This is a genomic window from Aurantimonas sp. HBX-1, from assembly GCF_021391535.1.
In the GTDB taxonomy this organism is placed as follows: Bacteria; Pseudomonadota; Alphaproteobacteria; order Rhizobiales; family Rhizobiaceae; genus Aurantimonas.
The window spans coordinates 3,739,153-3,759,982 of record NZ_CP090066.1 but is presented as its reverse complement, the minus strand read 5'-3'; the positions used below and the strand labels follow the sequence as shown (position 1 = coordinate 3,759,982).

Annotated in this window: 22 protein-coding genes; 5 read left to right on the top strand and 17 right to left on the bottom strand. The window is 69.7% G+C overall.

What is annotated here, in order from left to right; all coding sequences use genetic code 11:
- Window positions 1-26: 26 nt before the first annotated feature.
- From LXB15_RS17780 to rph, 11 genes are all read right to left on the bottom strand, one after another.
- A complete protein-coding gene (locus tag LXB15_RS17780; protein WP_233949710.1) occupies window positions 27-575 on the bottom strand; it encodes a formaldehyde-activating enzyme in 549 nt (182 codons plus the stop codon).
- A gap of 89 nt (window positions 576-664) precedes the next feature.
- Window positions 665-1,285, bottom strand: coding sequence for a 2,3-bisphosphoglycerate-dependent phosphoglycerate mutase (locus LXB15_RS17775; RefSeq protein ID WP_233949709.1), 621 nt, complete (start codon window positions 1,283-1,285; stop codon window positions 665-667).
- 44 nt (window positions 1,286-1,329) lie between these two features.
- Window positions 1,330-2,145, bottom strand: a complete 816-nt coding sequence (dapB, locus tag LXB15_RS17770) for a 4-hydroxy-tetrahydrodipicolinate reductase (RefSeq protein ID WP_233949708.1) — start codon at window positions 2,143-2,145, stop codon at window positions 1,330-1,332.
- A 25-nt stretch (window positions 2,146-2,170) separates the two neighbouring features.
- The gene (locus LXB15_RS17765; protein ID WP_233949707.1) at window positions 2,171-3,988 is read right to left on the bottom strand and encodes an ABC transporter ATP-binding protein; all 1,818 of its coding nucleotides are present in this window, start codon (window positions 3,986-3,988) and stop codon (window positions 2,171-2,173) included.
- 137 nt (window positions 3,989-4,125) lie between these two features.
- Window positions 4,126-4,506, bottom strand: a complete 381-nt coding sequence (locus tag LXB15_RS17760) for a YraN family protein (protein ID WP_233949706.1) — start codon at window positions 4,504-4,506, stop codon at window positions 4,126-4,128.
- The gene (gene rsmI, locus LXB15_RS17755; RefSeq protein ID WP_233949705.1) at window positions 4,503-5,402 is read right to left on the bottom strand and encodes a 16S rRNA (cytidine(1402)-2'-O)-methyltransferase; all 900 of its coding nucleotides are present in this window, start codon (window positions 5,400-5,402) and stop codon (window positions 4,503-4,505) included. Before rsmI ends, LXB15_RS17760 begins: the two co-directional genes overlap by 4 nt.
- A 4-nt stretch (window positions 5,403-5,406) precedes the next feature.
- Window positions 5,407-5,793 carry a type II toxin-antitoxin system RelE/ParE family toxin gene (locus LXB15_RS17750; protein WP_233949704.1) on the bottom strand — a complete coding sequence of 129 codons (387 nt, stop codon included), beginning with the start codon at window positions 5,791-5,793 and terminating at the stop codon, window positions 5,407-5,409.
- On the bottom strand, window positions 5,726-6,007 hold the full coding sequence (locus LXB15_RS20985) for a type II toxin-antitoxin system ParD family antitoxin (protein ID WP_255696612.1): 282 nt from the start codon (window positions 6,005-6,007) through the stop codon (window positions 5,726-5,728). Before LXB15_RS20985 ends, LXB15_RS17750 begins: the two co-directional genes overlap by 68 nt.
- Before the next feature lie 67 nt (window positions 6,008-6,074).
- Window positions 6,075-7,271, bottom strand: a complete 1,197-nt coding sequence (gene hemW / locus LXB15_RS17740) for a radical SAM family heme chaperone HemW (protein WP_233949703.1) — start codon at window positions 7,269-7,271, stop codon at window positions 6,075-6,077.
- A complete protein-coding gene (gene rdgB / locus LXB15_RS17735; RefSeq protein WP_233949702.1) occupies window positions 7,268-7,912 on the bottom strand; it encodes an RdgB/HAM1 family non-canonical purine NTP pyrophosphatase in 645 nt (214 codons plus the stop codon). The genes hemW and rdgB overlap by 4 nt, the downstream gene beginning before the upstream one ends.
- On the bottom strand, window positions 7,909-8,634 hold the full coding sequence (rph, locus tag LXB15_RS17730; RefSeq protein WP_233949701.1) for a ribonuclease PH: 726 nt from the start codon (window positions 8,632-8,634) through the stop codon (window positions 7,909-7,911). Before rph ends, rdgB begins: the two co-directional genes overlap by 4 nt.
- Window positions 8,635-8,907: 273 nt before the next feature.
- Between rph and hrcA the strand changes: the two genes are divergently transcribed.
- Both hrcA and grpE read left to right on the top strand, forming a co-directional pair.
- Window positions 8,908-10,020: a heat-inducible transcriptional repressor HrcA gene (gene hrcA, locus LXB15_RS17725; protein WP_233949700.1), complete on the top strand. Its 1,113-nt coding sequence runs from the start codon at window positions 8,908-8,910 to the stop codon at window positions 10,018-10,020.
- A 123-nt stretch (window positions 10,021-10,143) separates the two neighbouring features.
- The gene (gene grpE, locus LXB15_RS17720; protein ID WP_233949699.1) at window positions 10,144-10,833 is read left to right on the top strand and encodes a nucleotide exchange factor GrpE; all 690 of its coding nucleotides are present in this window, start codon (window positions 10,144-10,146) and stop codon (window positions 10,831-10,833) included.
- 19 nt (window positions 10,834-10,852) lie between these two features.
- Here grpE and folD read toward each other — a convergent pair whose 3' ends face one another.
- Both folD and LXB15_RS17710 read right to left on the bottom strand, forming a co-directional pair.
- Window positions 10,853-11,758, bottom strand: coding sequence for a bifunctional methylenetetrahydrofolate dehydrogenase/methenyltetrahydrofolate cyclohydrolase FolD (gene folD, locus LXB15_RS17715; RefSeq protein ID WP_233949698.1), 906 nt, complete (start codon window positions 11,756-11,758; stop codon window positions 10,853-10,855).
- A gap of 110 nt (window positions 11,759-11,868) precedes the next feature.
- A complete protein-coding gene (locus LXB15_RS17710; RefSeq protein ID WP_233949697.1) occupies window positions 11,869-12,576 on the bottom strand; it encodes a Crp/Fnr family transcriptional regulator in 708 nt (235 codons plus the stop codon).
- 174 nt (window positions 12,577-12,750) lie between these two features.
- On the opposite strand from LXB15_RS17710, the gene LXB15_RS17705 reads away from it, so the two are divergent.
- Window positions 12,751-13,104, top strand: coding sequence for a hypothetical protein (locus tag LXB15_RS17705; RefSeq protein ID WP_233949696.1), 354 nt, complete (start codon window positions 12,751-12,753; stop codon window positions 13,102-13,104).
- 23 nt (window positions 13,105-13,127) lie between these two features.
- The gene (locus LXB15_RS17700; RefSeq protein WP_233949695.1) at window positions 13,128-13,328 is read left to right on the top strand and encodes a DUF1127 domain-containing protein; all 201 of its coding nucleotides are present in this window, start codon (window positions 13,128-13,130) and stop codon (window positions 13,326-13,328) included.
- A 185-nt stretch (window positions 13,329-13,513) separates the two neighbouring features.
- On the opposite strand, the gene LXB15_RS17695 is transcribed toward LXB15_RS17700, so the two are convergent.
- The 4 genes from LXB15_RS17695 to LXB15_RS17680 form a co-directional block, all read right to left on the bottom strand.
- The gene (locus LXB15_RS17695; protein WP_233949694.1) at window positions 13,514-14,044 is read right to left on the bottom strand and encodes a winged helix DNA-binding protein; all 531 of its coding nucleotides are present in this window, start codon (window positions 14,042-14,044) and stop codon (window positions 13,514-13,516) included.
- A gap of 1 nt (window position 14,045) precedes the next feature.
- Window positions 14,046-15,353, bottom strand: coding sequence for a TRAP transporter large permease (locus LXB15_RS17690; RefSeq protein ID WP_233949693.1), 1,308 nt, complete (start codon window positions 15,351-15,353; stop codon window positions 14,046-14,048).
- Entirely contained in the window at window positions 15,353-15,889 is a 537-nt protein-coding gene (locus tag LXB15_RS17685; protein ID WP_233949692.1) for a TRAP transporter small permease, read from the bottom strand. The genes LXB15_RS17690 and LXB15_RS17685 overlap by 1 nt, the downstream gene beginning before the upstream one ends.
- Window positions 15,890-15,961: 72 nt before the next feature.
- Window positions 15,962-16,933: a TRAP transporter substrate-binding protein gene (locus LXB15_RS17680; protein ID WP_233949691.1), complete on the bottom strand. Its 972-nt coding sequence runs from the start codon at window positions 16,931-16,933 to the stop codon at window positions 15,962-15,964.
- 119 nt (window positions 16,934-17,052) lie between these two features.
- Between LXB15_RS17680 and LXB15_RS17675 the strand changes: the two genes are divergently transcribed.
- Complete coding sequence (locus LXB15_RS17675; RefSeq protein ID WP_233949690.1) at window positions 17,053-20,769, top strand: hydantoinase B/oxoprolinase family protein; 3,717 nt, start codon at window positions 17,053-17,055, stop codon at window positions 20,767-20,769.
- Window positions 20,770-20,830 lie beyond the last annotated feature (61 nt).

Genomic DNA, 20,830 nt, shown 5'->3' with positions numbered 1-20,830 from the left:
GCGCGCCGGGCTTTGGCGGGCGGGTCTCAGATCTTCCCGTCGAGGCCCATCTGGTAGTATTTGTGGACGATCTTTTCCTGGTTCTCGAGCAGCCAGTCGATCGACGGCTCGTTGCTCATCGCCTTGCGGATCGCCTCCGTCATCGCCTTGCGGTGGATGTCGAACAGGATCTTGTGGTCGAGATCGACGACGTCGACGATGCTCGGCGCCAGCCACACCGAGCAGACGATGCCGAGGTCGTTGACCTGGTCCTTCGGCAGGAAGCCTTGCCGCACCGCGTCGAGCACGCCGTTGGCGATGGCGAACTGCACCGTGCCCATCAGGATGTTGGTGTATTTCGGATCGTCGACGGTGACCTTCGAGACGCAGAGCGTCACCGGGCGGACCATGATGTCGGTGTTGAGCAGCGCGAAGACGCGGCTGTGGCCCTTCACCTGGTCGCCGGTCAGCGTCGCGATGGCGGTGCCGACCGGGCCGTCGAGCGCGCCGATGACGACTTCCGGCTCGGCGGCGGTGCCAGGAGATCCGCCGGCAACGAGGGCCTCGCCGGTGCGCAGAACGATTCGATCGGTCATGATGGCATTCTCTCAGCTGTTTCCGGCGCCCGGGGCGTGCCTAACACCCCGGCCGGCGCATTCAAAGGCGCCGGCGGCCGGGCGGCATCTCAGCCTTCCATCACGATTTTCTCGGCGACGCTTGAATCGGGGTTGAGCCGGTAGAGGATCGGCACGCCCGTAGCGATTTCCTGGCCGACGATCTCCTCGCCGCTGAGCCCGTCCAGCGCCATGACGAGGGCGCGCAGCGAGTTGCCGTGCGCCACCACCAGCACCGTGCCGCCGCCCAGCACCTTCGGCTGGATGTCGTGGATGTAATAGGGCCAGACGCGCGCGCCGGTGTCCTTCAGGCTCTCGCCGCCCGGCGGCGGCACGTCGTAGGAGCGGCGCCAGACATGCACCTGCTCCTCGCCCCATTTCTTGCGGGCGTCGTCCTTGTTGAGGCCGGAGAGGTCGCCGTAGTCGCGCTCGTTGAGCGCGACGTTGCGGATCGTCGGCAGGTCCGGTGCACCGAGTTCATCGAGCATCAGCGCCAGCGTGCGCTGGGCGCGCGAGAGCTCGCTGGTGAAGGCGAGGTCGAAGGTCAGGCCGGCGGCCTTGAGGCTGCGACCGGCGGCGCGCGCCTCCTCGACGCCCTTTTCCGTCAGGTCCGGGTCCTTCCAGCCGGTGAACAGGTTCTTCAGGTTCCATTCGCTCTGGCCGTGGCGGACGAGGACGAGGGTTCGGGACATCGCGGCGGACCTTTGTGGTTGGGATCGAAGACTGGAAAGGGGCGTCAGTCGGCGAGGCCGAGCACGTCGCGCATGCCGTAGAGGCCGGGCGCCTTGTCCCGGGCCCACAGGGCGGCACGGACGGCGCCGCGCGCGAAGATGGCGCGGTCGGTGGCGATGTGGCTGAGCACCAGGCGCTCGCCCTCGCCGGCGAGGATCACCGAATGCTCGCCGACCACCGAGCCGCCGCGCAGCGTCGCAAAGCCGATCGTGCCCGGAGCGCGCGGTCCGGTCTGGCCGTCGCGCACGCGTACGCTGGCCTCCGCCAGCCCGACGTCGCGGCCTTTGGCCGCCGCCTCGCCGAGCAGCAGCGCCGTGCCGGAGGGCGCGTCGACCTTGTGGCGGTGGTGCATCTCGAGGATCTCGATGTCGAACGCCTCCGGCCCAAGCGCCTTTGCCGCCTTCTCCACCAGCCCGGCGAGGAGATTGACGCCGAGGCTCATGTTGCCGGACTTGACGATGCGGGCCCGTGCGGCCGCCGCGGCGATGGCGGACTCTGCGTCCGGGCCGAGGCCGGTCGTGCCGATGACGTGGACGAGGCCGCGTTCGGCGGCGATCGCCGCGAAGGCGACCGAGGCGGCCGGCGCGGTGAAGTCGATGATGCCGTCGGCGCCGTCGAGCGCTTCGTCTACATCGCTGGTGACGATCACCCCGAGCGGGCCGATGGCGGCGAGCGTGCCGGCGTCGCTGCCGATCGCCGGCGAGTCCGGCCGGTCGAGCGCGCCGGAGAGCCGGGCGCCTTGCGTCGCGGCGATGATGTCGACGAGGGTGCGGCCCATGCGGCCTGCCGCGCCGAGCACGACCAGTCTCATCTCGCCCATTGCGATGTCCCTCCCTCGTTCGGCCTCAGGGCCGGACGGTCTCCGCCAAAGCCCGCGCCGGGTCGCGCCCCTCGCGCCCCTGCAGGCCGTAGAAGCGGGCATAGTGGCCTTCCTGCCGATCGACAAGCTCGCGATGCGTGCCGCGCTCGACGATCCGGCCGCCGTCGACCACCAGGATCTGGTCGGCGCCGACGATGGTCGAGAGCCGGTGGGCGACGACGATGACCGTGCGGTTTTGCGAGGCCTGCTCCAGCGCCAGCTGCACCAGCGTCTCCGAGCGGGTGTCGAGCGCCGAGGTCGCCTCGTCGAGCAGCAGGATCGGCGCGTCGCGGACGAGGGCCCGGGCGATCGACAGGCGCTGGCGCTGGCCGCCGGAAAGGGTCACGCCGTTCTCGCCGAGCGGCGTGTCGTAGCCGGCCGGCTGGGTGACGATAAACTCCTCGGCCTGGGCGAGGCGCGCCGCCTCCTCGATCTCCGCGTCGGTGGCGTCCGGCCGGCCGAGGCGGATATTGTCGCGGATCGTGCCCTCGAACAGATACGGCGACTGCGGGACATAGGCGATCTTCTGGCGCAGCGACCGCTTGGTGACGGTGCTGATGTCCTGGCCGTCGATCAGGATGCGGCCCGCCTCGACGTCGTAGAAGCGCTGCAGCAGCGCGACGAGGGTCGACTTGCCGCCGCCCGAGGCGCCGATCACCGCGGTGGTCCTGCCGGCCGGGGCGACGAAGTCGAGCCCGCGCAGCACCGGCTCGTTCTCGTAATAGGAGAAGCCGACATTCTCGAAGACCACCTCGCCGCCGGAGACGACCAGTTCGGCGGCGTCCGGCCGGTCCGACTGGCGCGGCTCGAGGTCGAGGATCTCGTAGATCATCTGGGCGTTGACCAGCGCCCGCTCCAGCTGCACCTGCAGCTTGGCGAGCCGCCGCGCCGGATCGTAGGCGAAGAGCAGCGCCGTGATGAAGGCGAACATCGAGCCCGGCGAATAGCCGTAGACGATGGCGCGGTAGCCGGAATAGGCGATGACCCCGGCGATCGCGAGGCCGGCGACGATCTCGGTCACCGGCGTGGTGCGCTCGGTGATGGTGGCGATGCGGTTGGAGCGCTCCTCGGCGGCGACGATCAGCCGTTCGATGCGATCGCGCAGCGGCTTCTCCATGGTGAACGCCTTCACCACGGTGATGCCCTGGGCAGCCTCCTGCATCGAGGCGAGGACGCGGGCATTGAGGTCGATCGACTGGCGGGTGGCCGAGCGCAGCTTGCGGGCGAGGCCGGCGATCATCAGCGCGATCGGCGGCCCGGCGAGCAGCGCGATCGCGGACAGGACCGGGTCCTGGTAGATCATCACGAAGACCAGGAAGACCAGGCTGAGGACGTCGCGCGCCAGCGTCGTGACGGTGAGGTTCAGCGTGTCGCGGATGCCGGAGACGTTCTGGTTGATCCGGGCGGCCAGATGCGCCGAGCGGTTCTCCGAGAAGAAGTCCACCGACAGTTCGGTGAGATGGGCGAACAGCCGCCGCTGGTAGCGGGCGACGACGTTGTTGCCGATCCGCGCCAGGATGACGCCCTGGCCGTAGGTCGCCAGGCCGCGCACGGCAAAGGCGAGGAACACCACCACCGGCAGGGTGACGATGGCGGCGCGGTTCTGCTTGACGAAGATCTCGTCGATGACGTCGCGCATGATCCAGGCGAGGAAGGCGGTGCTGGCCGCGACGAGCACCAGGCAGACGATCGCCACCGAATACTGCCGGAGGAACAGCCGGCCGTTCTCGGCAACGATCCGCTTCAGCAGCCGGACAACCAGCCCGCGCTCGTCGGGCTTCGTCAGGGAAATGGATTTCTTCACGCCGGGCGAAGGCTCCGCAGTCTGTCGTCTGGTTTCATCGCCGGTCTATAAACAGTGCGACGGCGGATGCCTATCCGCCCAGCGTGCTTCGAGGCCATTGCGATAATATTGCCGCGCTGAAGCGCCTCGTGCGGCGCTCAGAGCCGGCGCGGCGCCCAGGCGCCCGGCACGTGCACCGGCCAGCGCCAGGGCCGGACGGCGACGATGTCGAAGCGCAGCGACAGGCGGTGGTGATCCTTCTGCCGGGCGAGCCAGAGATCGGCCGCCGCCTCGATGCGCCGCTGCGCCGCCGGCCCCACCGCATCCATTGCCTCGACGACGCTCGGCCGCGCCTTCACCTCGACGATGGCGACGAGGTCGCCGCGGCGCGCCACGATGTCGATCTCGCCGAGCCTGGTGCGGTAGCGCAGGGCGAGGATGCGGTAGAATTTCAGCCGCAGCGCCCAGCAGGCAAGGCGCTCGCCGCGATGGCCGCGGCCGAGATCGCGGCGTCGCCGGTCGGCCGCGTCAGCCGTCATGTCCGGTCCTTCAGCTCCAGGGCGCGCTGGTAGAGGGCGCGGCGCGGCAGGCCGGTGAGCCGCGCCGCCTCCTGCGCGGCCTGCGTCGGCTTCATCTCGGCGAGCAGCCCGGCGAGGATGCCGTCGGTATCGGCCGCGCTCGCTACCGCCTCGGAGGGCGGTGGCGCGATGCAGACGACGATCTCGCCGCGCACCTGCTCCATGGCCGCGAAGGTCTCCGCCAGTTCGGGCAGCGTGCCTCGATAGATGGTCTCGTAGGCCTTGGTCAGCTCGCGGCAGACCGCCGCCGGGCGATCCCCGAGCGCCGTGGCCATCGCCGCGAGGCTGGCGGCGATGCGGTGCGGCGCCTCGAAGAACACCAGCGAGCCCGGCACCCGGGCCAGCTCCTGCAGCCGGGCGGCGCGGGCCTGTTCCTTCTGCGGCAGGAATCCGGCGAAGAAGAACGCGTCCGACGGCAGGCCCGAGACGCAGAGCGCCGCGAGCACGGCCGAGGCGCCGGGGATCGGCACCACCTTGATGCCGGCGTCGAGCGCCTGCTGCACCAGACGGTAGCCGGGATCGGACACCAGCGGCGTGCCGGCATCCGACACCAGCGCCACCGACCCTCCGGCGTGAAGTTCGGCGAGCAGGGCGGCGCCGGACTCCTCGGCATTGTGCTCGTGATAGGGCGTCATCCGCCGCTTGATGGAAAAGCGCTGCAGGAGCTTGGCGGTGACGCGCGTGTCCTCGCAGGCGAGCCGGTCGGCGCCGGCGATGATCTCCAGGCCGCGCAGCGTCATGTCGCCGAGATTGCCGATCGGCGTCGCCACGAGATAGAGGCCGGGCTCCGGGCGCGGGGCGGTGTGGGCGACATCGCGGACGCTGTAGCTGCGGGCGGGCGCATCGGTCTCGGTCATTCGTTCACGATTCTCTGTCGGACAGGTCCTGCTCGTCTTCGCGCAGATCGGCTTCGAAGTCGCGGCCGGCATAGAAGATCCGCAGGATCAGGATGTGACCGGGATCGACCCTGTAGGCAACGAGGAGTGTGTGATCGACGGCAATCGTCCTGATTCCGGCAGCGAGGTCGTCCCTTGGCCTGCCGCTGTCGGGAAATCGGGAGAGCCGTTCGATGGCGCCCTCGAGCCGTTCTGCCAGCCGACGCGCGCCCGAAGGACTCCGCATGGCAACAAAGTCGTCGATCTGATCGAGATCTTCTTCCGCGAGCGGATGAAAGTGGACCTCAGTCAGGATCGCGGTCCGGTCGCTCGACCCGGCGATCCTGCTTCCGGCGCAAGCGATCGAAGACATCCGGGGCGGGCACAGACGGACGCGGGTCTCCGAGAGCCTCCTCTATCCCCGCCTTCATGACCGCATCGCGTGCGGCGGTCTCACGATCCAGGGCGCGCAGGCCGGCCCGGAGCACGTCACTCGCGTCCGCAAAGTCGCCGCTCTCGAGATGAGCGTCGAGACTGGCCCGTTGGGTTCCAAGTTCGACCAGAAGAGGAGAGCTGCTCCGCGCCACTGTCAGGCACTCCGATGGATGGCGCTAGGGAATTTACCGCCGGCCGGTCGAACTGTCGACAGCACCCTCACGCCAGATCCGCGACCACCGCATCCAGCACCAGCATGCCGGCGGGCGTGGCGCGCAGGCGGTCGGGGCCGATGCGCTCGACCATGCCGTGGGCCCGCAGTTCCGCCTCGCTGTCCGGGTCGATGTCGCGGCCGGTGAGCCGGCGCCAGCGGGCGAGGTCGATGCCTTCGGTCAGGCGCAGTCCCATCAGCAGCAGCTCGTCCGCCTGCTCGGTCTCGGTCAGCAATTCGTCGGTGATGGCGCCGGAATCCCAGGCCTCCACCATCTTCAGCCAGGTCTCGGGCAGCGGCTCGTTGGCGATGGCGTGGCGGCCGTCCTCGCCCATCAGCCGGCCGTGAGCGCCGGGGCCGATGCCGGCATAGAGGCCGTAGCGCCAGTAGGTCAGGTTGTGGCGCGATTCGGCGCCCGGCACCGCGTGGTTGGAGATCTCGTAGGCCGGCAGGCCGCGGGCTGCGGTCAGCGACTGCGTCGCCTCGTAGAGATCGGCCGACAGCTCGCCGTCCGGGACGATCAGCTTGCCGGCCTTGTGCAGCGCGTGGAAGGCCGTGCCTTCCTCGATGGTCAGCTGGTAGAGCGACAGATGGTCGGCGGCGAGGTCGATGGCCTGGGTGAGCTCGGCTTCCCAGCCGGCGACGGTCTGCTCGGGCCGCGCATAGATCAGGTCGAAGGAGAGGCGCGGGAAGGTGGCGCGGGCAAGGTCGATGGCGCCGAGCGCCTGCTCGACGTCGTGCAGCCGGCCGAGCCGCCTGAGGTCCCGGTCGTTCAGCGCCTGGACGCCGAGCGACACCCGGTTGACGCCCGCCGCGCGATAGCCGCGGAAGCGCTCCGCCTCGACGCTCGAAGGATTGGCTTCCAGCGTCACCTCGGCGCCGTCGGCGATGGTCCAGCGCGCCGCCACCGCGTCGAGGATCCGCCCGACCGTCGCCGGCTCCATCAGCGAGGGGGTACCGCCGCCGAGGAAGATCGAGGTCACCTTCTCGCCGGGCGAGCGGCGCGCCGCCTCGGCGATCTCCCGCTCGAAGGCCGCGGCATAGCGATCCTGGTCGATCGGCTTCTGCCGGACATGGCTGTTGAAGTCGCAATACGGGCATTTCGCCGCGCAGAACGGCCAGTGGATATAGACGCCGAAGCCCGGGTCGCGGGGAACCGGGGGAAAGGCGAGGACGGCGCCGCGCGGGGGCATGTGCAGGGTCATGTCGTCCCGAGCGCCTCGCGTGCGAATTTCTGGAACGCCCGCGCCCGATGCGACAGCGCGTCGGGCTGGCCGGGCTTCCAGGCGTGCTTTTCCAGCGACATCATCTCGCCGAAGGTGCGGTCCTGGCCATCCGGCAGGAAGATCGGGTCGTAGCCGAAGCCGAGCGTGCCGCGCGGCGGCCAGACGCAGGTGCCGTGCACCTCGCCGCGGAAGAAGTGCCGCTCGCCACTGGGCAGCGCTAGGCAGAGCACGGCGACGAAGGTCGCCCGCCGCTGCGCCGGCTCGGTCGCGCCGGCCGCCTGCAGCTTTTCCTCGACATTGCGCATCGCCATGGCGAAGTCGCGCTCCGGCCCGCCCCAGCGGGCGGAGTAGATGCCGGGATCGCCGCCCAAAGCCTCGATCGCGATGCCGGAATCGTCCGACAGCGCCGGCAGGCCCGTCGCCTCGAGGGCAGCGAGCGCCTTGATCTCGGCGTTCTCCTCGAAGGTCGTGCCGGTCTCCTCCGGGTCGGCGAGGCCCTTGTCCTTCGCTGACACCACGGTGAAGCCGAACGGCTCCATGAGCTCGCGGATTTCCCAGATCTTGCCGACATTGTGGCTGGCGACGAGCAGCGGGCCGTCGGCGGGGTCGAGCCGGTTCAAAGTTCGCCTCCGAGCGCCTCGCGCTGCATCTCGACCAGCTCGTTGATGCCCTTGCGCGCCAGAGCGAGCAGCTTGAGGAACTCGTCCTCCGAGAACGGCGCGCCCTCGGCGGTGCCCTGGATCTCGATGATCCCGCCGGCGCCGGTCATGACGAAGTTCGCGTCGGTCTCGGCGGTGGAATCCTCCGGATAGTCGAGGTCGAGCACCGGCTCGCCGTTGTAGATGCCGCAGGAGATCGCCGCGACATGGCTGGTGAGCACGTCCTTGCGCTTGACCATGGCGCGCGCCTCCATCCAGGCGAGGCAGTCGGCCAGCGCCACGAAGCCGCCGGTGATCGCCGCGGTGCGGGTGCCGCCGTCGGCCTGGATCACGTCGCAGTCGACGGTGATCTGGCGCTCGCCGAGCGCCGGGAGATTGACCACGGCGCGCAGCGAGCGGCCGATCAGCCGCTGGATCTCCTGGGTGCGGCCGGACTGCTTGCCGGAAGCCGCCTCGCGGCGCATGCGGTCGCCGGTGGCGCGCGGCAGCATGCCGTATTCGGCGGTCACCCAGCCCTTGCCGGAATTGCGCAGCCAGCCGGGCACGCGCTCCTCGAGACTGGCGGTGCAGAGCACGTGGGTGTCGCCGAACTTCACCAGGCACGAGCCCTCGGCGTGGCGGGAGAAGTTCCGCTCGAGGCTGACTTGCCTCAGCTGGTCGCCGGCGCGTTTGGATGGCCGCATGATATGTCCTGACGATCGCTCGATGGTTAAGGCTTAGTTGCTTCGGGTTGTGCCGGGCTTGTACCGGCGTTGCGGCGGGGGAGCAAAATAATTCCGGCATCGGCGGCCCGCTCCGAGGGCACCCTCGCCGGCAAGCCTCGCGCGGCGGCATTCCGGAGTGTGCAGGACGGCGCGCCGGAATCGATGCCGCGTCGGCGCCCCGCCCGGCTTGCCGCTTGGCGCGGCGGCCCGCGCTCCTTATACTTGCGTCATGCGGAAGAGACCTGCCCCTCGATGACCGAATTCCGCCTCCCCATCAGTGACTTCGTCGCGGCCGGCGCGCTGCCGCTCGACGATCGCTCACGCGAGGTGTTCCGGCTGATCGTCGAAAGCTATCTCGACATCGGCGAGCCGGTCGGCTCGCGCATGCTGTCGCGGCTGATCAGCAATTCGCTGTCGCCGGCCTCGATCCGCAACGTGATGAGCGATCTCGAGGCGCTGGGGCTGATCTATTCGCCGCATGTCAGCGCCGGGCGGATGCCGACCGAGCTGGGCCTGCGCTTCTTCGTCGACGCCTTTCTGGAAGTCGGCGACCTCGGCTCGTCGGAGCGCGAGGAGATCGAGGAGAAGGTGCGGCTGTCCGGCGATGGCCGGCCGTTCGAATCGCTGCTCACCGAGGCGAGCCAGCTCCTGTCCGGCCTGTCGCGCGGCGCCGGCATCGTGCTGACGTCGAAATCCGACCTGCGGCTCAAGCATATCGAGTTCATCCGGCTGGAGCCGCTGAAGGCGCTCGCCGTGCTGGTCGGCGAGAACGGCGAGGTCGAGAACCGCATCTTCGACCTGCCGGCCGGGGTCACCGCCTCGCAGCTGGTCGAGGCCGCCAATTTCCTCAACGCCCATGTGGTCGGTCGCACGCTCGGCGAAGCCAGCGAGCGGATCGGCCGGCTGAAGGACGACACCGCCAACGCGCTCGACCTCCTGTCGCGCCAACTGGTCGACCGCGGCCTCGCCGTCTGGTCCGGCGCGTCGGCCGACCAGCCGGCACGGCTGATCGTGCGGGGCCGCGCCAACCTGCTCGAGAATGTCACGGCGTCGGAGGATCTCGACCGGCTGCGGCTCCTGTTCGACGACCTCGAGACCAAGAGCGGCATCATCGAACTGCTCGACCTTGCCGAGACCGGCAATGGCGTCCGCATCTTCATCGGCTCGGAGAACAAGCTGTTCTCGCTGTCCGGCTCGTCGCTGGTGGTGGCGCCCTACAAGGGCGGCACCGAGGCGGTGATCGGGGCCGTCGGCGTCATCGGCCCGACCCGGCTGAACTACCGGCGGATCGTGCCGATGGTCGACTACACCGCCCGCATCGTCTCGCGGCTGCTCTCCAAGGGAGCGGCGGAGCGGCAGGCTTGATTTTGCCGCGCGCCGCTTCGATATGCGGCACCGAAGACCTTTTTTGCGCCGCAGCCTGCCACGTTTCCCGAAAGGGAGCGCGTCGGCGCCGCGGCGCCAGCCTGAGACGGGATTGAGGACGGAATGACGATCGAGAACGGCCAGCGCCACGAGAGCGACACCGACGACACGGCAGGCGAGGCCCGGACGGGCGCCGCCGACGCCGGTCACGCGGCGAACGACGCTGCCTCCGACACCGCAACACCGAGCGGTTTTGCCGATCCGGACGCGGCGGCCGGCGCCGACGCCGAGCGGATCGCCCGGCTCGAGGCGGAGAATGCCGACGTCAAGGACCGGCTGCTGCGGCTCGCCGCCGACATGGAGAATCTGCGCCGCCGCACCGAGCGCGAGATCAAGGATGCGCGGGTCTACGGCGTCACCGGCTTTGCCCGCGAGATGCTGTCGGTCGCCGACAATCTGCGTCGCGCCATCGAGGCGGTGCCGGCCGAGGCCAAGGCGCACGGCGACGACGGGCTGAACGCGCTGATCGACGGCGTCGAGGTCACCGAGCGCAGCCTGATCTCGGCGCTGGAGAAGCATGGCGTGAAGCGGCTCGACCCGGAAGGCCAGCGCTTCGACCCGAACTTCCACCAGGCGATGTTCGAGATCCCCAACCCGGAGGTGCCCCACAACACCGTCGTGCAGGTCGTCCAGGCCGGCTACGCCATCGGCGACCGGGTGCTGCGTCCGGCGATGGTTGGCGTCTCCAAGGGCGGACCGAAGCAGACCGCTGGCGACGCCAAGCCGGTCGAGGGCGCCGCCGAGGCCGGCTGATCCGGCCCGCCCCGGGCGTTCAGAGCCGGGGCGGCGTCTTCCCTGCCGCGCGGTAGGCCGAGGCGAGCGTGTTCGCCATCAAGAGCGCGATGGTCATCGGCCCGACGCCGCCCGGCACCGGCGTGATCGCCGCGGCCCTTGCGGCGGCCGACGCATAGTCGACGTCGCCGACCAGCCGCGACTTGCCCTCGCCCTTTTCCGGCGCGGGGACGCGGTTGATCCCGACATCGATCACCACCGCGCCTTCCTTCACGTAGTCGCCGGTCAGCATCTCGGCGCGCCCGACCGCCGCGACGAGAATGTCGGCGTTGCGGCAGACGGCGGCGAGATCCTTCGTGCGCGAATGGGCGATGGTGACGGTGGCGTTCGCGGCCAGAAGCAACTGCGCCATCGGCTTGCCGACGATGTTGGAGCGCCCGACGACAACCGCGTTCTTGCCGGAGAGATCGTCGCCCAGCACCTCGCGGATGAGGATCATCGAGCCGGCCGGCGTGCAGGGCACGAAGGCCTTGTCGAGGGCGCCGGTGGCGAGCCGCCCGACATTGATCAGGTTGAACCCGTCGACGTCCTTGTCCGGGTCGATCGTCTCGATCACCTTCGCCTCGTCGATCTGCTTCGGCAGCGGCAGCTGGACGAGAATGCCGTGGATCGCCGGGTCGGCGTTGAGGCTCTCGACGACCGCAAGGAGATCCGCCTCGCTGGTGTCGGCGGAGAGCTCGTGCTTGACCGAGTGGAAGCCGCACTCGCGCGCCATCTTCTCCTTCGAGCCGACATAGACCTGGCTCGCCGGATCCTCGCCGACGATGACCACGGCGAGGCCGGGCTGCGGCCCGCCTTCGGCGACCAGCGCCGCCGCCGCATTCTTCACCTTTTCCACGATACCCGCCGCGACGGCCTTGCCGTCGATCCGCCGTGCCTCGGCCATGCAGACCACCCCTCGCCATTGCCCGGTGCCGCCTGCTTCTTAGGCGAAGCAGCCGGCCGGAGGAAACCGGATTCTGCGAACCGGACGTTCCGGAGGCTTCCGCCAGCGGCCTAGCGGTGGGCGTGGGCCTCCAGCCCCTGCGGGTCGAGCACCAGCAGCCAGCCGTCCTTGAGGTCGATCAGGCCGTGGCGCTGCCATTCCTTGAGGCAGCGATTGACGTTCTCGCGGGAGCTGCCGATCATCCGGGCGAGCTCACCCTGCGCCAGCGACAGCTTGACCGGCTGCACCCGCGAGCGCTCCGCCGCCTCCGCCGCGGCGCGGATCAGGGTGCGGGCGAGGCGGGCCGGTACTTCCAGGAAGGCGATCTCGGTCATCCGCTCCTCCGAGCGGCGGAGCCGGCCGCACAGGAGCTCGAGCAGGCGCAGCGCGGCGTCCGGATCGTGGCGGATCAGCGAGACGACGTCGCGCCGCTCCAGCACCAGCAGCTCGCAATTGGTCAGCGCCGTGGCGCCGGCGGAGCGCTCCTTGCCGTCGAGCATCGCGACCTCGCCGAACACCTCGCCCGCCGGCAGATCGGCAAGGATGATCTCGCGCCCGCTTTCCATCGGCGCGCTGATCCGCACGACGCCGCTGGCGATCGCCATCATGCTCTGGCCCGGCGAGCCCATCTGGAAGATCGGCTCCTTGGCCGCGAAGCGCTTGAAATAGGCGCGGCCCGCCAGCTCCTGGCGCGCCGCCTCGTCCAGCGATCGGAAGATCAGGCAGTCGCGCAGCAGCCGGATCTTGTCCGGCCCGGCGCGGGAATCGACGATCGTCATGGCACCCCGCTCCCTTGGTTTCGCTTGGCTCAACGAGCCGGACCCGCCAGGCGATGCGCATCCGATGTGACCGCCATCACAGGTCCGCGAGGTCGATTGTGAGACCTTGCCCTTGCGAGAGCAATGGCGCTCCGCGCCGGGGCAGCCCGGCACACCCAGCCGTCGAGGTGGGTCATGGTCAAGGCAATCTGTGCCCTCGTCTTCCTGTCCGCGATCTTCGCGGCCGACGTCGCCAATGGCGGCGAGATGCAGCCGGGCCAGCCAGCCAGCATCGAGTTCGACTGGGTCCGCGGATCGGCGGTCTACACGGCCGAGGCGCACGGCTTTCGCGTCGAGGCGACGCTCACCGGTCGCGGCAGCCCCGAACCGATGCGGTTCGTGACGACGCTGGCCGACGGCCAGCGGGCGGTCATCGCCGTCCCGCGCGCCTTCGGCATGGCCTGGACCGAAGTCGAGTTCGCCCGCGCCGGCGACATCGTGACGATCAGCGCGCCCAGCCACCAGCAACTCCAGGCGTTCGCGAACTGACCTGGCGAAGAGGAGGGAATCCCATGAGTGACATCAGCATGACCCGCTACGGGCGTCGCGCCCCGATCAGCATCCAACCTGCCAGGGCGCTTGCCGTGGTCTGGTTCCAGCGCCACCGCCAGCGCACCGCGCTCGCCAGTCTGGACGACCGCCTGCTGGCCGATGTCGGCCTGTCGCGCGACACCGCGCGGGGCGAATGCCGGAAGCCGTTCTGGCATGCGTGAGCGGCGGGAAAGTCGCGCCCGGCAGCGCCGGGCAATCCGCAAGCAGGCGCACCGGCAGCAGCCGGCGCCTTCCCGGATCAGGATCACCGCGCGCCGCCACGTGCGCCGCAGCCGCTCGCAGCGTGTGCGGCTGCACCGCTACACCGGCTGCCCGTTCCTGGTGGCCGTGCCGGTCGGGCGGGCGCTCACAGACTGGCAGCCGTCCGCGCAGCCTGGTCGTAGTGCCCGGAGAGCACGCGCATCAGTCGCGCGACGCTGGACATCGCCTCAGCCGAAACGCCAAGCTCGGCGGCGCCAGCGACAAGGATACGCTCGCGCAGGTCTCGGTAACGTCGGCAGGCGGCTTCGCCTTCGCTGGTGACCGAGATCAGGCGCTCCTTGCCGGCCTTCTCGCGGGCGACGAGGCCCTTGGCCTCGAGCTTGCGGATGGCGTAGGTGGCCAGGTGCGTGTCCTCGATGCCGAGCACGAGGCAGATGTCGGCGAGGCGCTTGGCCTTGCCGCGATGCGTGACGGTGTGCAGCACGAGGATCTCCGTCGCCGTCAGCCCCGGCTGGCCGGCGGCGGTCATGCAGCGTTCCATCCAGCGTTCGAAGGCGTGGCCGCAGAGGATCATCCCGAACTCGACCTCCGACAGTGCCGGCATGGCGCCGTCGGCGAGATGGGCCGAGGAGACGATCGGGCCGAAGGGTGGCTCGGTTGTGTCTCGATCCGCCATCTCAGCCACCCGAAAACATCGTGCGCGGCAGGAACAGCGCGAGGTCGGGGAACAGCGCCAGCAGCACCACCATCAGGGCCAGGAGGCCGAAGAACGGCGCGGTGGCGACGGCGATCTTGAAGATGTTCTGCCCGGTCAGCCCCTGGATGACGAACAGGTTGAACCCGACCGGCGGGGTGATCTGCGCCATCTCGACGACGATCACCAGATAGATGCCGAACCAGATCAGGTCGAAGCCGGCTTCGGTGACCAGCGGCATGACCACCGAGGTGGTCAGCACCACCATCGAGATGCCGTCGAGGAAGCAGCCGAGCACCATGAAGAACAGCGTCAGCGCCGCCAGCAGCGCCAGCGGCGAAAGCTCCAGCGAGCCGATATAGGCGGCGAGTTCCCGCGGCAGGCCGGTGAAGCCCATGGCGGTGGTGACCACCGCGGCGCCGGCGAGGATGAAGGCGATCATCGCCGAGACGCGGGTGGCGGCCATCAGGCTCTCGATGAAGTTCGCCCGCGTCAGCATGCCCTGGGCCGCGGTGATGGCGAGCGCCAGCACCACGCCGATCACCGCCGCCTCGGTCGGCGAGGCGATGCCGCCGTAGATCGAGCCGATGACGCCGGCGATGAGCAGGATCGTCGGCAGGATGCGGCGGAGCGAGCGGAAGGCGCTCTCCGGCGCGATGACGTCGGCCGCGGGCGGCATCAGCGACGGCTTGAGCGTCGAGACGAGCGCCACGTAGCCCATGAACAGCAGCGCCAGCACGATGCCCGGCACGACGCCGGCGATGAACAGCCGGGCGATCGACTGCTCCACCGCGGCGCCGTAGACGATCAGGATGATCGAGGGCGGGATCAGCAGCCCGAGCGTGCCGGCGCCGGCGAGCGAGCCGATGGCGATCCTGTCGTCGTAGCCGCGCTGCTTCAGCTCCGGCAGCGAGATCTTGCCGATCGTCTGGGTGGTCGCGGCCGACGAGCCGGAGATCGCCGCGAAGATCGCGCAGCCGACGACGTTGACGTGGACGAGGCGGCCGGGCAGCCGGCGCATCAGCGGCGACAGGCCGGCGAAGAGATCCTCCGACAGCTTGGAGCGGAACAGGATCTCGCCCATCCAGATGAACATCGGCAGGGCCGTCAGGTCCCAGGACGTCGAGGCCGACCAGAAGGAGGTGGCGAGGATCTGCGCGTCGGGCAGGACCGGGCGGGTGAGCAGCGCCGCCAGCGCGGTCAGGGTGAGGGCGAGGGCGACCCAGAGGCCGGAGGCGAGCGCCGCGAACAGGACGGCGAGGACGATCAGCGATACCTCGAACACGCCCATCAGACGCCGCCCCCGCCGCCGGCGATGCGGTCGCGCCCGGTGAAGGCCAGCACCGCCTCGTCGACCAGCGCCACCGCGAGGATCAGGAGGCCGAGCGACAGCGTCGCCTGCGGCAGGGCCAGCGGCACGGCGACCATGCCGTAGGAGACGTCGCCGAAGGAGAAGCTCTTCAGCGCCAGCGCGCCGGTGGCATAGGCGCCGAAGCCGGCGACGCCGGCCCCGAGCAGCGCCACGACGCCATCGACATTCTGCCGCAACCCGTCGGGCAGGCGGGCGGTGAGCAGGTCTACGCGGATATGGACGTTCTTCGCCAGCGTGTCGGCGAGCGCCAGGAAGGTCGCCCCGGCGAGCAGGAAGCCGGCGATCTCGGCCAGCGACGGGACGACGAAGCGGGTCGGCGTAATCCCCGCCGCGACCAGCAGCACGTCGAGCGTGCGGGCCCCGACCTGCGCGGCCACCAGCAGCAGGATGGCGAGCAGGCAGAGCGCCGCGACCGCCGCGGCAGCACTGTAGAGCGTATCCAGAACGCGGCGCATCGAGGCTCCCATGGCGATCGGCGGACGAAGCAGGCAGCGGGCATCTCTCGGCGCCCGCTGCCTGAGACGGTCTTACTGCCGGTAGGCTTCGATCAGCGCGGCGCCGTCTTCGCCGGCGGTGCTTTTCCACGCCTCGGTGAGCTTTTCACCGATCGCCTTGAAGCCGTCGGTCAGCGCCTGCGAGGGTTCGGCGACGGTGATGCCGTTCTCGGCGAGCAGATCGGTGGTGCGCTTGGTCTCTTCCTCGGACGCCGCCCAGCCGCGGGTCTCGGCCTCGGCCGCCGCCTCGGTGATGGCGGTCTGCGCCTCGGCCGGCAGCGCGTCGAAGGCGGCCTGGTTGACGATCACCATGTTGCGGGGGAGCCAGGCGTTCAGCGGGTAGTAGTAGGAGAGGAAGTCCCAGGCCTGCGAGTCGACGCCGGTCGACGGCGACGTCATCATCGCGGCGACGCGGCCGGTGGAGAAGGCGGTGGCGATGTCCGACGCCTCGATCTGCGTCGGCACCATGCCGGCGGCGTTGGCGATCGCCTCGGTGGAGGTGTTGTAGGCGCGGAAGCTGCGGCCGGCGAGCGCCTCGACCGAATCCACCGAATCCTTGGTGTAGAGGCCCTGCGGCGGCCAGGGCACGGAGAACAGCAGCTTCAGCCCCTCGGCGGCGAGCGCCTTTTCCATCAGCGGCTTCTGGACGTCGTAGAGCTTGCGGGCGTCCTCGTAGCTGGTCGCCAGGAACGGCACGGAATCGGCGCCGAAGATCGGGTTCTCGTTCTCCAGACGCGAGACCAGCAGCTCGCCGATCGGCACGATGCCGTCGCGCACCGAGCTCTTGATGTCCGGATGCTTGATCAGCGACTGGTTGTAGTGCGGCGTGATCGCAAGCGCGTCGCCGGCGGCCTCGTTCACGTCGGCGACGAAGGTCGCGATGTTCTTCTCGTGGAAATTGCCTTCCGGGTAGGGGGTCGGCATGTCCCAGGCGGTCTGGGCGAGGGCGATGCCCGGCAGGGCCGTGGCGACGGTGGCGAGTAGGAACGTGCGCAGATGCTTCATGACGATCTCCCGTGGCAATGATGCGGAAGATTTCCACGAAAATTGCCACCGGTCAAACACGCTGATAATCTGCCGATAGTTTATCGATAACAGCTCAATCTTTTGGCGGAGTGCCGAACATGCAGGCAGTGGCGGACGGCAAATGGGACTTCTGGGTCGATCGTGGCGGCACCTTCACCGACGTGATCGGCCGGGCGCCCGACGGCACGCTGACGCCAAAGAAGCTTTTGTCGGAAAATCCCGGCGTCTATGACGACGCCGCGCTCGAAGGCATTCGCGACCTGCTCGGCCTTGAGCCGGGCGCCGCGATCCCGCCCGGCCGCATCGGCACGGTGCGCATGGGCACCACCGTCGCCACCAATGCGCTGCTGGAGCGCAAGGGCGACCGCACGCTGCTCCTGATCACCCGCGGCTTCCGCGATGCGCTGAGGATCGCCTACCAGGCCCGGCCGGACATCTTCGCCAAGGAGATCATCCTGCCCGAGCAGCTCTACGAGCGGGTGGACGAGATCGCCGAGCGGGTGCTCGCCGACGGGACGGTCGAGGCCGAACTCGACGAGGCCGAAACGTGCGCGGCGCTCGCCGCCGCCAAGGCGGACGGCATCGACGCCGTCGCCATCGTGTTCATGCATTCCTGGCACTTCCCGGCGCACGAGCGGCGGGCCCGCCAGCTCGCCGAGGAAGCCGGATTCGCGCAGATCTCGGTCAGCCATGAGGTCTCGCCGCTGGTCAAGATCGTCGGCCGCGGCGACACGACGGTGGTCGACGCCTATCTGACGCCGATCCTGTCGCGCTACGTCCGCAAGGTTTCCGGTGCGCTCGGCGCCGACGCCGGCGATGAAGCCGCGCCGTCGCTGCAGTTCATGATGTCGTCGGGCGGGCTGACCGCCGCCGACCTCTTCCAGGGCAAGGACGCGATCCTCTCCGGCCCCGCCGGCGGCGTCGTCGGCATGGCCGAGACCGCCCGGCTCGCCGGCGAGGAGAAGGTCATCGGCTTCGACATGGGCGGCACCTCCACCGACGTGACGCATTACGCCGGCACCTACGAGCGGGCGCTGGATTCGGAAGTCGCGGGCGTGCGCATCCGCGCGCCGATGATGCGGATCCATACGGTGGCGGCGGGCGGCGGCTCGATCCTGCATCTCGACCAGGGAAGGTTCCAGGTGGGTCCCGATTCCGCCGGCGCCAATCCCGGCCCCGCCTCCTACGGCAAAGGCGGGCCGCTGACCGTCACCGATGCCAACGTCATGGTCGGCAAGCTGAAGCCCGAGCTGTTCCCCGCGGTGTTCGGGCCGGGGCAGGACCAGCGGCTCGACGCAGGAATCGTCCGCGAGAAGTTCGAGGCGCTTGCCGCGGGGATCGGCGAGGGCCGCGATCCGCGTGCCGTGGCGGAAGGCTTCCTGACCATCGCCGTCGAGAACATGGCCAACGCCATCAAGAAGATCTCGGTGCAGCGCGGCTACGACGTCTCGGGCTACCTGCTCAATTCCTTCGGCGGCGCCGGTGGCCAGCACGCCTGCCTCGTCGCCGATGCGCTTTCCATGGAGCGGGTGCTGATCCATCCGATGTCGGGGCTGCTGTCGGCCTACGGCATCGGCCTCTCCTCGCTGTTCGCGACCAAGAACCAGGCGCTGGTGGCGCCGCTGACCGAGGACAGGAAGGCGGAGATCGAGGCGCTCGCCGAGCGGCTGGCATCGGCGGTCGAGGCCGAGCTCGCCGGCCAGGGCGTCGCGAGCGGCCGGATCGACCAGACGGTGCTCCTGCAGCTGCGCTACGACGGGACGGATACGACGCTGCCGGTGCCCTATGCCGGCGACCTCGCGGCGGCGCGCAGCGGCTTCGAGGTGGCGCACCGGGCGCAGTTCGGCTTCATCTACGACAACCGGCCGATCGTCGTCGAGAACGTCACGGTGGAGGCGGCGGAGCGCCGCGACGAGGCGGACGCGAGCACCGCGACCGCGGCCGCGAGCTACCGGCCTGAGCCCGCGGAGACCGGCCGCATCTATACCGGCGGCGCCGAGCACGAGGCGGCGATCTTCCGCCGCGAGGCGCTGCGGCCCGGCGCGCGCATCGCCGGCCCGGCGCTGATCGTCGAGGCGAACCAGACCATCGTCGTCGAGCCCGGCTGGGCCGCCGAGCTGACGGCGCGCGACGACTTCCTGCTGTCGCGCACCGAGCGCAAGCCGCGCCACGCCGCGCTCGGCACCGCGAAGGCGGGAACCGGCGGCGAGGCCGACGAAGGCGCCGATCCGGTGCTTCTCGAGGTCTTCAACAACCTCTTCATGTCGATCGCCGAGCAGATGGGCGTGACGCTCCAGAACACCGCCTCCTCGGTCAACATCAAGGAGCGGCTCGACTTCTCCTGCGCGGTGTTCGACGCCACCGGCGCGCTGGTCGCCAACGCCCCGCACATGCCGGTGCATCTGGGCTCGATGGACCGCTCGGTGGAGACGATCATCACCCTCAACGAGGGCAGGATCCGGCCGGGCGACGTCTTCGCGCTGAACGCGCCCTACAATGGCGGCACGCATCTGCCGGACATCACCGTGGTGACGCCGGTCTTCGACGACGCGAGGCAAGAGGCGTCGAGTGCCGAAGGCACGAGGGGGACGAAAGAAGAGCCGAAAATCCTCTTCTACGTCGCCTCGCGCGGCCACCACGCCGATGTCGGCGGCATCGCGCCCGGATCGATGACGCCGCGGGCGACGCGCGTCGACGAGGAGGGCGTCCTGATCGACAATCTGCGGCTGGTCGATGGCGGCGTCTTCCAGGAAGACGAGCTCCGCCACGTGCTGACCGACCACGCCTACCCGGCGCGCAATCCCGACCAGAACATTGCCGACCTCAAGGCGCAGATCGCCGCCAACGAGAAGGGTGTCGCGGAACTCAGGCGCATGGTCGAGACCTTCGGCCTCGAAACGGTCGACGCCTACATGGCCTATGTCCAGGACAACGCCGCGGAGGCCGTCCGCCAGCTCATCGACGGGCTGGAGGATTGCGAGTGCGACTACCCGACCGACAGCGGCCAGGTGCTCAAGGTGAAGATCACCGTCGACCGCGCCGCACGGGAGGCGACCGTCGACTTCACCGGCACCTCGCCGTCGATGGGCAACAATTTCAACGCGCCCGAGCCGGTGACGCGGGCGGCGGTGCTCTACGTCTTCCGGGTCATGGTCGAGAAGCCGATCCCGATGAATGCCGGCTGCCTGCGGCCGGTCAGGATCGTCGTGCCGGACGGCTCGATGCTGAAGCCGCGCTATCCGGCCGCGGTCGTTGCGGGCAATGTCGAGACCTCGCAGCACGTCACCAACGCGCTGTTCCAGGCGCTGGGCGCGCTGGCGAACTCGGAGGGGACGATGAACAACCTCACCTTCGGCGACGCCCGCTACCAGTATTACGAGACGATCTGCTCGGGCTCCCCGGCCGGGCGCATGAACGACGGGCGGTCCTTCGCCGGCACCTCGGGCGTTCACGTCCACATGACCAATTCGCGGCTGACCGACCCCGAGATCCTCGAGATGCGCTATCCGGTGGTGCTCGAGGACTTCCACATCCGGACGGGGTCCGGCGGCGACGGCGAGCAGCGCGGCGGCGACGGCACCAGGCGTACCATCCGCTTCCTGCAGCAGATGGACTGCGCCATCCTCTCCTCCCACCGCACGCTGCCGCCCAGGGGCATCGCCGGCGGCGGCGACGGCCAGATGGGCCGCACCGAGGTGCGCCGCCTCGACGGCACGCTGGAGCGTCTGGAGGGCTGCGACCAGACGGTGCTGGAAGCCGGCGAGGCAGTGATCGTCACGACCCCGACGCCCGGCGGCTACGGACCAGCCGCTTGAGGAGCAGCGCCAGAACCTGAACGCACACGCGTTCCAGCCTCTTCCCGGGCCGCGGCGTGCT